This window comes from Propionispora vibrioides (assembly GCF_900110485.1).
GTDB classification, from domain to species: Bacteria; Bacillota; Negativicutes; order Propionisporales; family Propionisporaceae; genus Propionispora; species Propionispora vibrioides.
Genome location: NZ_FODY01000004.1, coordinates 167,675 through 180,498, shown reverse-complemented (window position 1 = coordinate 180,498; position 12,824 = coordinate 167,675). Strand labels below are relative to the sequence as shown.

Sequence of the window (12,824 nt, the reverse complement as noted above, 5' to 3'; positions counted from 1 at the left end):
TATACAAATTAAGAATAATTGCTATTTGGAGTTATATGGAATTATTGGAGAATATTTTGGAATATATATTTTTCAGGAGGGAAGTTATTGTTTCTGTCGAAGTTAATTATAAAGTATTTTGTCCAATTTTGTTGATAGGGAGCGAATAACATGGATAACCAAAGTTATACGACTATTAGAGTAAATCCGTCAATGATGAGTTCCCTTTCCTGGGATAATTTAAGATCTTTTTTTATATCAGTGGCTTTTATCTTAATGGATTACTTGGCGATTGTTGCTGCTGCTTTGACAGCTTTCTTCATAAGAGCCAAGTTGATTCCTCTGCTTCACGACAATCTTATAGTGCCTGACGTATTTATTTATGTTATTATTCCAGCAGCGTTTATGCTGTTTTTGCATTTTGATAGAAAATATATTAACAAATTATATTTTTGGCAGCAGGCGGCTCGGTTATTTAAAGCGAGCTTGTATGCTATGTTACTGACCTTGGTTGTATTGTTTTTTAGTGGATCGGTCAAAGAGGTATCTCGCATTTTTACTGTGTTGCTATGGTTTTTTAGCTTCGGATATTTGGCAATTGGACGTTATTTCTTTAAAAAAATGGTTATGAATATTGGAGCACTGCAAGCGCCGACTATTCTTGTTGGAGCAGGTAAAACAGCAGAACTTTTATTAGAATCTTTTAGAAAAAATGGCGGCTCGGGATATAAAATTGTAGGACTGATAGAAGACCAACCACAAAAGAGCTGTGTGGCAGGACGATATCCGGTTCTCGGTACTTTTGCGCAAGCAGAGACAATCGTACAAAATGCAGGCGTCAAACATGTGTTGATTGCGGCTCCTGGATTAATACGGGAAGAATTACTGGATTTGGTATATCGTTTGCAACCCTATGTTAATCATGTTACCTTTGTACCGGATTTGTTGGGTGTACCGGTAGGAAGTATGGAATTGGATACACTGTTTAATGAAAAAACTGTCTTGTTAAGAATAAAAAACAATTTGAGTCAAATCCATAATCGAGCTTTAAAATTGCTATTTGATTGTTTCTGCACTATTATTGGCGTTGCTTTGGTTGCGCCGCTTTGTTTTTTGATAGGTGTAATTATCTATCTAGATTCACCTGGTCCGGTAATTTTTGCCCATAAGCGCGTAGGGTATAAAGGGAAAAAATTTCCTTGTTATAAATTTAGGACAATGGTGAATAATTCACGCGAGGTACTAGAACAATACCTTCGGGATAATCCTGCAGCACGGGAAGAATGGGAACGGGACTTTAAGTTAAAAGACGACCCACGTGTTACTAAAATAGGGCGGTTTTTGCGGAAAACCAGTTTAGACGAATTGCCACAATTTCTTAATGTGTTAAAAGGTGAAATGAGTCTGGTTGGTCCGCGTCCAATAGTTGATGTTGAAGTAGAACGATATGGAAAGTATATTAACGATTATTATTTGGTACGTCCGGGTATTACCGGCATATGGCAAGTGAGTGGCCGGAATGACGTAGGGTATTCTGAACGGGTTGAGATGGATTCTTGGTATGTTCGCAATTGGTCGTTATGGTTGGATATTATCTTATTAATAAAAACGGTAGGTATTGTGTTAAAACGTAAAGGTGCTTATTAAGCATATTAAATAAAATAGATAGGTTGATTTGTATGAATACAAAGTTATACACAGAAAAAATATGTGTGATTGGTTTAGGATATATAGGGTTGCCAACAGCAAGCTTATTAGCGACAAAAGGATTTGAGGTATATGGTGTAGATGTAAATGAACAAACTGTAGACATGATTAATCGTGGACGGGTTCACATCTATGAACCAGATCTTGATGTAATGGTAAAGGCGGCGGTACAAAGTGGTAGGTTAAGAGCCTTTTACGAACCTCAAAGGGCTGATGTTTTTATTATAGCTGTTCCGACACCTTTTACAGATGGGCATAAACCGGACTTATCGTATATTCAGCATGCCGTAAGAACAATTGCTCCTTTGATGGAATTAGGCAATTTAATCATTTTGGAGTCAACCAGTCCGGTAGGAACCACTGAAAGAATTGGTGAGTGGTTAAGAGAAATTCGTCCCGATTTATGTATTGCCAATCGAGGCGTTGTATTAAATGGTGAGCAGAATCAAACTGTATATCTAGCCCATTGTCCGGAACGTGTACTTCCAGGACAGATTTTGCGTGAGCTAGTTGAGAATGACCGTATTATCGGGGGAATCGAAAAAAGGTCGGCTCAAAAAACTAAAGAGCTGTATCAGAAGTTTGTAAAAGGTGAATTATTGTTAACTGATTCACGCACAGCGGAAATGTCTAAATTAACGGAGAATGCCTTTCGTGATGTGAATATTGCCTTTGCCAATGAGCTTTCGCTTATTTGCGAGGATATGGATATTAACGTATGGGAACTTATTAAACTAGCCAATCGTCATCCAAGAGTAAATATATTGCAACCCGGTCCAGGTGTAGGTGGGCATTGTATTGCTGTTGATCCGTGGTTTATTGTGGATGCAGTGCCACAAAAATCAAAGTTAATACGTACGGCTAGAGAAGTGAACGATTTTAAGCCTCAGCATGTTGTTAATAAAATTATAACTTTAAGTGATAGATTTAAAAAGCCGGTTATTGCATGTTTGGGCTTGGCATTTAAACCGGATGTTGATGATTTAAGGGAGAGTCCTGCGGTTCAAATTGTTACCAAGTTGTCTGAAAATCTTTCCTATCGGATTTTGATTGTTGAGCCCCATGTTACGCAATTACCAGAACAACTTAGAGAGAATGAAAATGTTCAGCTTTCTTCAACGATGACCGCTATTCATGAGGCCGATATTGTTGTGCTGCTAGTCAATCATAAAGCTTTTTCTGATGTGGATTTGACTATGCTTAAAGAGAAATTTATTATCGATACTCGAGGTATGTGGCAATGAAACAAGTTATTGTAAAACAAGGGCAAGTTGTAGTAGAAGAGGTTCCGGCACCACAGGCGTCAGCAGGTACTGTTTTAGTCAGAGTTGAGTATTCTTGCATTTCAGCCGGTACTGAAATAAGTGGGGTAAAGGGAAGCGGCATACCTTTATGGAAGAAAGCCTTGCAGCAGCCGGAAAAAGTAAAAAAAGTCTTTGACATGGTTATGTCACAGGGAATTGAAAAAACGAAAAGTGTAGTAGCTGGAAAGCTTTCTAGCGGCAATCCTACCGGGTATTCCGCAGCTGGTGTAATTGTGGAATGCGGAGAGGGGGTTTGCGATCTTAAGCCAGGTGACTATGTGGCTTGTGCTGGTGCACAGTGTGCTTTTCATGCGGAATATATATCTGTCCCACGCAACTTAGTCGTGAAAATTCCTGATAGTTTGGATTCAGACAAAGCTAGTACGGTGACACTTGGTGCTATCGCTATGCAGGGAGTGCGTCGAGGTAGTCCCACATTGGGAGAGACTTTTGTAGTCATTGGACTGGGGATTATTGGACAATTGACAGTTCAGTTACTGAAAGCCAATGGCTGCCGTGTTATTGGAGTTGAAATAGATCACAATAGAATTGATCTAGCCTGTCAATTGGGTTTGGATTATGGATTACATCCTGAGGATGGTTTAGATATTGAGCAGGTACATCGCCTGACGGATGGAAATGGTGCCGACGGTGTTATTATAACAGCAGCGACCCTTTCAGATACAGTAGTGTCTACTGCTTTCAAGATGTGCCGTCGAAAGGGGCGGGTCGTGCTGGTTGGTGACGTTGGTTTGCACTTAAACCGTGCTGACTTCTATCAGAAAGAACTGGATTTTTTTATTTCTTCTTCCTACGGTCCGGGGCGCTATGATGAAAACTATGAAGAAAAGGGATTGGATTACCCCATTGGATATGTCCGTTGGACCGAAAATCGTAATATGGTGGAATATTTAAAGCTTGTTTCGGAAGGAAAAATCCAGGTTAATCTACTAATTCAAAAAACTTATTCGATTGAACAGGCTACTGAGGCATATGAAGCTTTAAAAAGCGGTCAGGATAGGCCCATGATCGTATTGTTAGAGTATCCAAGGGAGAAGTTGGCTACTAGCAGAAAAGTTTATAATCTTTTAGCAAAAGGTAAAGTAGAAGGTAAGATAGGGGTTGCATTGGCTGGAGCAGGTGGTTTTGCGAAAGGAATGCATTTACCTAATATAAAATCGTTGTCAGACTATTTTCATTTAAAAGCGATTATGAGTCGGACTGGGCATAACGCGAAAGCAGTCGCCAGTCAATTTGAAGCAGAATATTCAACCACAGATTATCAAGAGTTATTAAATGATTCGAATATTGATTTAATTGTTATTGCTACCCGGCATAATTTACATACGAATATGGCATTGCAGGCATTGAGAGCGGGAAAACATGTATTGGTCGAGAAACCTCTTGCGCTATCAAATGAAGAATTGGTTAAGATTAAAAACTTTTATGAATCCTTACCAACTGACAAAACAGCTCCTGTTTTATTGACGGGATTTAATCGTCGTTTCTCGCGTTATGCTCAAGCGATGTATCAACTGACTTCGGGGCGGACAAATCCCCTGATGATTAACTATCGAATGAATGCAGGGCATATTCCGCTGAATCATTGGGTTCATACCGAAGAAGGGGGCGGGCGCAATATCGGTGAAGCCTGTCATATTTATGATTTATTTAACTTCCTCACGAATAGTAAGGTGCGGGATGTTCAGGCACAATCCATAGTGCCTGTGACGGCGTATTACAGTCCTAGTGACAATTTTGTTGCTACTGTGTCTTATGAGGATGGTTCTGTAGCAACATTGACCTATACGGCGTTGGGGGCAAAGGATTATCCGAAGGAACAAATGGAAGTCTTTTTTGATGGGAAAGTATTGGTTATGGATGATTATAAATCATTGCAAGCGGTAGGCACTAAAATTAACTCTTTACAAACAAAGTTAAGTGAAAAAGGCCAATATGAAGAAGTTGAAATATTGGCGAAAACTATCCGGAGTGGCGGCGAATGGCCGATACCTTTGTGGCAGCAAGTACAAGCAATGGAAATTGCATTTGAGGTAGAGGCAAAATTAAGGTTGAAATCCAATGAAATTGGGTGAAAACATTTGATTAGAATAAATCCAGTAGTTAAATTTTTAGTAAATCCTGTATTTATTAAAGAAAGATTTTTGCTGAAACGCTCTGAGAAATATTCGCAAGATCAATTACAGTCATTAAAAATGAAAAGATTACAAGATTTGTGTATATATGCGTATGAAAATTGCGGGTACTATAGAGAGATATTTAATCAAACTGGTTTTAACCCTGAACGTTTACGTTATTTCGACCAAATTAAGTGTCTTCCTTTTTTAACAAAGGAGATAGTTCGAAATAATCTAGCTGGCTTGACTTCAAAAAAAATGAAATCTAGTCAGTTAGAGTATGTTACAACTGGTGGCTCTACAGGAACTCCGCTAGGTTTCTATTTACAAAAAAATGTAACATATCCACTTACTTATGCTTATGAGTGGAGACAATATAATTGGGGTAGGATAAATTTTTTTGATAAGCGTGCTCGGATAAGAGGCTTAGTGATTCAGAAGGGAATATTTCAAAAAACATCAGATACATTATTTTTATCAGCATTTCATTTGATAGAAAAGAATGCAGTAGAATATGTCCGGTTACTTGAGAGCTTTTGCCCCAATTTTATCGAAGCATATCCATCTGCTATTCTTTTTTTAGCAAAATGGATAATTAATAATTCTTTAAAACCGATATTGCCTAATTTGAAAGCTATTTTTTTATCATCTGAAACTGTGTCCATGGAGCAAAAAGAGGTAATATCCCAAGCTTTTTCAGGTGTAAAAGTGTTTAATAAATATGGAAATTGTGAACAGGCGACCATTATTGGTCAGTGTGAATTAGGTAGATTACATGAATTTGAAGAGTATAGTTATACAGAATATCTTGATGATGATAATAACCCCGTAACGGAAGGAATTGCTAACTTAGTTAGCACAAGTTTTGTTAATAAGGCTACTGTATTAATTAGATATAAAACCGATGACATAGTTGAGCTTGGAAAAGAAAAGTGTTTGTGTGGACGCAATCACAGAGTTATAGAAAATATTGTTGGACGGACTCACGAGTATTTATTGGGGCGTGATGGGCAACACATTACTATAGCTGCAATTAATAGTCACTCAGATGCATTTGATGAGGTTTTGGGGTTTCAATACTATCAAGAGATTCCAGGAGAAGCAATCATTAAAGTAATTTGTGAGGATAAGCTTTCTAAACAACGTAAAGAAAAAATGATGGCGGAAGCAACATTTCGCTCTGCTGGTTTGATAAAGTTCAAAGTTCAACAAGTCGAGGATTTAGTCAAGAGTCCCCGGGGTAAATCTCTTTATATAGTGAGAAGGTGCAAAGGTGAATAATATATCAGTTAATATTAACCCTCAAGTAAAATACTGTTTTAATGCTCCGTTTAATCCTCCGGAAATATTCCCTGAATTTGAAAAAAAAAGCATGATAGATACCTCTAATCTTATATACGCACACGTGCGTGAATGTATAAAAAATTTACAATTGGATAGAGAAAATTTTGGTAGTGATGTATGGAATCCCTTTGGAGATTTTATCAAGCCGGGAAATGTTGTTTTAATAAAGCCTAATTTAGTGTTGCACTATAATGGTAATAGTGAAAATATTCAGGCCGTTGTAACCCATGGATCAGTAATTCGTCCAATCGTTGACTATACTTTATTGGCTTTAAAAGGGCTTGGAGAAATTATTGTGGGGGATGCTCCGCACGGGAATGCTGATTTTGATAAAATAGTACGTTATAACGGTTTGAAAGAATTAGTGGAGTGGTATCAGGCGCAAGGATATCCAGTATCTTTATATGATTTTCGTAAGTATGTTTATGGATCTGGACCTAGTGGTTTTGTGGATGAAACATATACGGGAATTGCTGGAGATCCGAATGGATATAAACTTGTGGATTTAGAAGATAAGAGTTTTTTAAATAATATATCAGGAATTGAACGCCTGTATGGGTCGGATTATGATCGAGGATTTATTGTGGAAAATCATATGCAAGGTCATAAGTACCTCATTTCTGGGTCTGCTATTAAAGCTGATGTTATCATAAGTGTTCCCAAGTTAAAAACTCATAAAAAAACTGGTGTAACTATTAATATGAAGAATTTAGTTGGTATTAATGGTAATAAGAATTATTTAGCTCACTACCGGATAGGCAGTTCTGTGAAAGGGGGAGATGAGCATCCTTTTAATGAAAGTATTGTAGTTAATATTTTATATTGGTGGGATCGCTATTCCAGAGATAAGTTGTTAGCTCCCAATACTCTTTGTGGGCGTAGACTTTTTAAAATTTTCAACAAACCTTTTTCTTTGATGCGTAAGATATATTGCCGAGCAACAGGTGCTAATTTGATAGAGCATGGAGATTGGTATGGTAATGATACTACTTGGCGTATGTGTCTAGATTTAAACTACATATTATTATTTTGCGATAAAACGGGCGTTCTTCGTAATAAGCAACAGAAGCGTTATTTTTCCGTAGTCGATGGAATCGTTGCTGGTGAAGGTGATGGTCCCATGGAGCCGCTGGAAAAGCATGTTGGATATATTGCATGTGGAGAAAACCCCTTTGCTGTTGATTATGTGTGTATCTGGCAGATGGGATTTGATCCTAATAAGTTGAAATTAGTCTCAGCTCTTATGCGGAGACCAGAGTTACAGTTTGATGAAGCAAAACTAAATGTAATATGTAATGATCAGGAAAACATAATTGATTATAAAAGTGTTAATTTGAAGTTTATGCCACATCCCGCTTGGATTGGGCATGTTGAGCGGTGATTAAGTGGAAAAAATAAAAATGCTTTTAAGTAATAAAACTCCACGTCAAACAGCGTGTTTATTTATATCGCAAATCCTAGGTTTAGTCTCTGGATTTGTATCCAATATGATTTTAGCAAAGAATATGGGTGTTCAGGCATTCGGTCTTTATTCTTTTACAGCAGCAGTCTTGAGTTTTTGTGCTATATTTTTTGAATTTGGGTATTTTGCTAGTGGATCTAAACTTTTAGCGGAAAACAAAGAAAAAGATAGGGAAGAAGAACTTATTGGAGCATTGATGGTTATTGCTGGCTTAATTTCGTTGGTCTATATTTTAACTATTATTATTATCTCTTTTGTTATAGATCAAGTTTTTCAAGACAAAATTGGTGATATTTTACGCGTTCTTTCCATTGTTTCATTTTCTTTTATATTACCTTTCTTTTTTGAATTGGTTATGAAAGGTTGCAATAGAATTCTAACACTGTCTGTATTCAATGTTTTATGGAGGTTGTTATTTCTTTTTGCCATTTTTGTTTTATATTTTATTAACCAATTAACACCGCTATGGGTATCTATGATGTTTTCTTGTACGTGTTTAGCAGCCTTTCTAGGATGTGTTTTATGGAAACGTCCAAAATTCACTAATTTAATTATTAATTTAAAGAGAATACATCAAGAAAATCAATGCTACGGGAAACACTTGTATTTAGGAAGAATTGTCGATGTGGCTGCTTATCAAATTGATAAAATGTTAGTATCGTTTTTTGCAGGAGCTAAAGAGGTTGGAATATATTCAATGGCTTTTTCTATAGCTAATCCTGTAAATAGCTTCTCAACAGCCTTGGCTTCTTCGAAGTTCAGAGATTTTGCTGGAAGTGAGGAAATTTCAAGAAAAGTTTTGAACTTTAATTACTATGGTATTATTGTTTCTGTAATAGCTGCGGTTTCCGGTGGATTTATTATTACTCATTTTTATTTAGGCGGAGATTTTAAAGAAAGTTTTATAGTTTTACTCATTTTGGTAGCTGCTGTCTCGTGCCAAGCAGGTTATAAACCTTATAATTCTTGGCTGACAAGTAATGGGCATGGAGTACTGCAAAAAAAGATGGCATACCAGATGACGGCAGTAAGTTTACTCTCCAATATACTTTTAACTCCGATCTTTGGTAAATACGGCGCAGCAACAGCATGTTTTATTTCGATGCTATATGCTCTTTATTTGTATAAAGTAAAATATGAGAAATTGATTAAAAGAGGCATACAATGAATAATTCTATATTAACATCATATGGGCGAACGGCTCTCTATTTAGCTTTGCTATCTATCGGGGTTCAAGGTAAAAAAGTTATACTGCCAGCCTTTACTTGTAATACTACAGTGCCGTCAGCGATTGTCCAAGCAGGTGGATATCCACTATTTGTTAACGTCAATTTAAGCAATTTAGGTATAGATACAAATGATTTAAAATCTAAGCTAGATAAAGATGTAATAGCAATTATTTCACATCATTACTTTGGTTCGTTTAATAAAAGTGTTTATGAAATACAAGAGATTTCGACTAATGCCGGTCTAATTCATATAGAAGATTGTGCTCATTCTCTAGGGGCAACAGACAATAGTAGACAAGTAGGATATACTGGAGATATTGCAATATTTTCTTTCTCAAAATCATTAAACAATCCCGCCGGAGGTGCTATTTATTTTCGTGATTTGTCGTTAAAAGAACATGCAAATGAGCTCCAGGAACAACATAAAAACTTTTTCCATTCATTTATTAACGACTATGAAACATTTAAATATTTATCAGCCATTACAAAAGATCGGAATAATGTCGAAGACAAGATGTTTCATTATCATTTATATTTCTCTAGGATTTTTATAAAAATTTTAAAGGAATTAAAAATATACATTCCCAATCATTTTTACAAAATTATGGATAATCAAAATAAGGGTAGTTATCCCGTTTTTGATACAAGAATGACTGTAAAACAAAAGAATTATATTGAAAGTTCCATAAATAATTTGCAAAATATTATTCAAAAGAGACAAATGATAGCTTCTAAACTAGATAAAATCATACCAGCTTATTTACGAGATTTTGAAGGTAATACATTTACCCAATATGTAGTCAAGCATAGCAATGTTTGTAAACTAGAAGATATATTTAGAAAAATTAATATTAAAACTCGTAGAGTATGGCCTGCTTTTCAACCAATGTGGAGTGGACAATATAATAGCAATATAGAATATCTTAAAAATCATTTATTATTAGTTGATTTAGATTTTATTACTGATGAAAAAATAATTAAACTGGAGAAGCTATTGTGAATTGTTGTTTAAAATCAAGTATGGACGTAGATAGTTCTATTTGGAATCATGACGTTTTACAGAAAACCGGCAATCCTGCCCAGTTGTATGAGGCTGCATTTGCAGTATCTACTAAAGTGACGCCTGTTTTTATAGAAATAATAAAAGATAATGTAGTTGTATTTAGGTGGCTTGTTTTTTATCGAGGATATAAATGTTTTGGTTATATACAAGCTAATGCTGAACCAACAAATTGTAATCTAGAATATATAGACCTTGCGGTGAAAGAAATAATAAAAAAGTTTAGACCATTTAAATTTGAATTCTACTCTATTACTTTATCAAGATTTACTAATCGAAAGATATTGTATGATTTGGGTTTCTGTCCAATTTATGAGTATGGCAGTAGTATTATAGATTTGACTAAAAGTGAAGAAGAGCTATTTGAAGGGGTTCATTCTAAACATAGAAATGTTATACGAAAAGCGGTAAAAGAAGGGGTACAGATAGTAGAAGATACGTCAGTAGAAGCCATAAGCACATATTTTGATCTATCTCAGGAAACGTATGCTCGTTCTAATATTCCCGGTGTAGCTAAACAAGAGTTGATACATCATTATCAGGCATTAGCAGCTACAGGAAATTGCCGTATATTTTTTGCAGTACATCAAGGATGCTTTCAAGCGGCTGCTTTTATGTTAGTGTCGAAAAACAACGCAGTTTATTGGCATGGAGCTTCAAAAAACAAACCAATACCAGGGTCGGCAAATCTATTGCACTGGGAAATAATAAAAAAATTTAAAAGGGAAAATATATTATATTATGATTTTGGAGGTATCATACTTGATGCCCCAACTGGCAGCAAGGAAAGAGGTGTTAGCTTGTTTAAAACCCGTTTTGGGGGTACGATTAATAGTTTTTTTGGGGGACAGCTAATACTAAATAGTATGAAAAACTCATTGCTTAATTGGTGGAGGCGTATTCAATGAATACACAAGATAAAATTTTTAAGTCATATAAAGCAATACGAAGTGATTTTTTATATGAAAATAGGGATCAACGGAATAATTTTATTGATAATCTATTTAAAACCCACTATCTTCCGCATATTTCCCGCAAAAAGGAGGAGGGAATCTTGGAGATCGGGTGCAATCGTGGATATATGCTCTCCGCTTTGCGGAAATATGGCTTTACTAATGTAGAAGGAATTGATTTATCTTTAGAAGATATAAAAATGGCTAAAGATATGGGTTTTTGTGCTGAGAGTACAAATGTGTTTGATCATTTAGATGGCAATAGAAAATATGATGTGATTATTTCAAAGGATGTCATGGAACACATCCCTAAAGATAGGCAGGAAGAGTTTGTTAAGAGAGTATATGATGCACTCCAGCCGGGAGGGGTTGCTTTGGTGCAAGTCCCCAACATGGATTGGATGTTTAGCAATCATGAACGGTATATGGACTTTACACATGAGATAGGGTATACTCGGGAAAGTTTAGCTGATATGTATCGGCTATATTTTTCAGGTGACCAAGTAGAAGTAGTACCGGCCTCATATATTTTTCTTAATACATTAAAACAAAAAATTATCTTTGGATTTGTTCGGCCAATCTTGTTAAAGATGTTACGACTCTTTTTTAAAATATTAGGGGAAGGTGCTTGTGATATATGGTTTGAACATAGAGAAATACTAGTTATTGCTAAGAAAGAGGACTTAAATGAAAAGAATATTGGTAACTTGTGATACCGAAATAGGGGAATTAACGAATATAGATAATGCTTTTGAAATATTTATTGAGGGTAACGTCCTTAGCAAAACAGTCGGGTATACATTCATTAATGAAATTGCCAATGAATATAAGGCCATTGTTACTCACTTTGTTGATGTCTATCCATGTGAAACTATTGGAGATAAAAAATTTGCTGCATTATGCAGTTCAATTATGGAAAACGGACATAAGATAGAATTACACACACATCCTTCAAGGAAATTTAACCTTAGACGAAGATATCTGCATCAATATAATGAAAAAGAGCAGCAAAAAATTATTTCGTTTGGAAAGAAAAAAATATATGAGTGGACAGGATATGAAACTAAGGTTCATCGGGCAGGTGGTTATGGAATAAACCGCGATACATTTAAGGTGTTGGAAAGTGAAGGTATTATTATTGATACATCTTATTTGCAGGGAAATGAGGCGTGTTTATACAGAGATGGTCGCTATAATGCACCATTTCTGGTTAATGGTATAATAGAAATTCCGATAACCGTATATCGGCGTGATACAATTTACTGGCCGATGATAAGTAGAAAATATTACCAGAAGTTAGACTTCAGATATGGCTCTACTGCACAGGAAATACTTTCGGTAATATCTCGCATGCCTCTGGATTCAGTGATCGTACTTTTTTTACATAGCTTTAATTTTCTAAAGATACCGTATAACTTCCGGACGAAAAAATATGGTGAGATTACCATTAATGATAAATTAATTGAAGAATATCATAAGGTTCTGCAAGGCATTAAGCAAAATGAGGACTGTGTCTTTTGTTCATTTTCAGATATTAATCTTGATGAACAATACGATGACTTTTTAGTCCATATTAGACAAGGCGGCCATTGGGGTGCTGTATTACGGCGTAGATTTGATAATATAATGGGTAAAGGGAACATATAAA

10 protein-coding genes are annotated in these 12,824 nt (G+C 35.8%); all 10 read left to right on the top strand.

Translation table 11 applies throughout. From position 1 onward, the window contains the following. Positions 1-150 precede the first annotated feature (150 nt). Genes wbaP through BMW43_RS05320 form a run of 10 tightly spaced genes read left to right on the top strand, consistent with a single transcriptional unit; the run spans position 151 to position 12,823 of the window. Entirely contained in the window at positions 151-1,626 is a 1,476-nt protein-coding gene (gene wbaP / locus BMW43_RS05365) for an undecaprenyl-phosphate galactose phosphotransferase WbaP (RefSeq protein ID WP_245732233.1), read from the top strand. A gap of 32 nt (positions 1,627-1,658) precedes the next feature. Next, positions 1,659-2,930 (top strand): UDP-N-acetyl-D-mannosamine dehydrogenase, encoded by a 1,272-nt coding sequence (gene wecC, locus BMW43_RS05360; RefSeq protein WP_091744537.1) that lies wholly within the window; start codon positions 1,659-1,661, stop codon positions 2,928-2,930. Further along, on the top strand, positions 2,927-5,086 hold the full coding sequence (locus BMW43_RS05355) for a bi-domain-containing oxidoreductase (protein WP_091744535.1): 2,160 nt from the start codon (positions 2,927-2,929) through the stop codon (positions 5,084-5,086). Before wecC ends, BMW43_RS05355 begins: the two co-directional genes overlap by 4 nt. A 6-nt stretch (positions 5,087-5,092) precedes the next feature. Beyond that, on the top strand, positions 5,093-6,409 hold the full coding sequence (locus BMW43_RS05350; protein ID WP_091744533.1) for a phenylacetate--CoA ligase family protein: 1,317 nt from the start codon (positions 5,093-5,095) through the stop codon (positions 6,407-6,409). After that, positions 6,402-7,853, top strand: coding sequence for a DUF362 domain-containing protein (locus BMW43_RS05345; protein ID WP_091744531.1), 1,452 nt, complete (start codon positions 6,402-6,404; stop codon positions 7,851-7,853). Before BMW43_RS05350 ends, BMW43_RS05345 begins: the two co-directional genes overlap by 8 nt. Before the next feature lie 4 nt (positions 7,854-7,857). Then, on the top strand, positions 7,858-9,102 hold the full coding sequence (locus BMW43_RS05340) for a lipopolysaccharide biosynthesis protein (protein ID WP_143050571.1): 1,245 nt from the start codon (positions 7,858-7,860) through the stop codon (positions 9,100-9,102). Then, a complete protein-coding gene (locus tag BMW43_RS05335) occupies positions 9,099-10,163 on the top strand; it encodes a DegT/DnrJ/EryC1/StrS family aminotransferase (protein ID WP_091744527.1) in 1,065 nt (354 codons plus the stop codon). The genes BMW43_RS05340 and BMW43_RS05335 overlap by 4 nt, the downstream gene beginning before the upstream one ends. Next, positions 10,160-11,131 (top strand): lipid II:glycine glycyltransferase FemX, encoded by a 972-nt coding sequence (locus tag BMW43_RS05330; RefSeq protein WP_091744525.1) that lies wholly within the window; start codon positions 10,160-10,162, stop codon positions 11,129-11,131. Before BMW43_RS05335 ends, BMW43_RS05330 begins: the two co-directional genes overlap by 4 nt. Beyond that, complete coding sequence (locus BMW43_RS05325; protein WP_091744523.1) at positions 11,128-11,889, top strand: class I SAM-dependent methyltransferase; 762 nt, start codon at positions 11,128-11,130, stop codon at positions 11,887-11,889. Before BMW43_RS05330 ends, BMW43_RS05325 begins: the two co-directional genes overlap by 4 nt. Next, complete coding sequence (locus tag BMW43_RS05320) at positions 11,864-12,823, top strand: polysaccharide deacetylase family protein (protein ID WP_091744522.1); 960 nt, start codon at positions 11,864-11,866, stop codon at positions 12,821-12,823. The genes BMW43_RS05325 and BMW43_RS05320 overlap by 26 nt, the downstream gene beginning before the upstream one ends. Position 12,824 lies beyond the last annotated feature (1 nt).